Source organism: Pseudomonas sp. SIMBA_067, from assembly GCF_046534675.1.
Taxonomy (GTDB): Bacteria; Pseudomonadota; Gammaproteobacteria; order Pseudomonadales; family Pseudomonadaceae; genus Aquipseudomonas; species Aquipseudomonas putida.
In genome coordinates this window covers 1-260 of record NZ_JAWRYH010000702.1, presented here as the reverse complement: position 1 = coordinate 260, position 260 = coordinate 1, and the positions used below count along the sequence as shown (strand labels likewise).

Here is a 260-nt window from a genome sequence, read left to right as displayed (position 1 = left end):
CATGACGCCCCCCGGACGCAGCAGATCGAACAGCGCTTTCAGCACCTTCTCCGGTTCAGCGACCCACTCAAGCACAGCGTGGAACAATACCAGATCCACCGGCTTATCCAAATGTTCGCCCACCTGCTGAGCGCTAATTTGTCTGAATTGCATGTTGTGGCTCACACCCTGTGCCGCTGCATTTTCCGCGGCCCGGCGCAGCATCTCGCTGGAAAGGTCGCACAGCAGAACCTGATGGCCCTGCGCAGCAAGCCCGCTGG

Annotated in this window: 1 protein-coding gene; it reads right to left on the bottom strand. The window is 60.0% G+C overall.

Annotated features, from left to right (window positions below):
• On the bottom strand, nucleotides 1-260 hold a 260-nt coding region (locus SB765_RS30955), incomplete at both ends, for a methyltransferase domain-containing protein (RefSeq protein ID WP_410932664.1).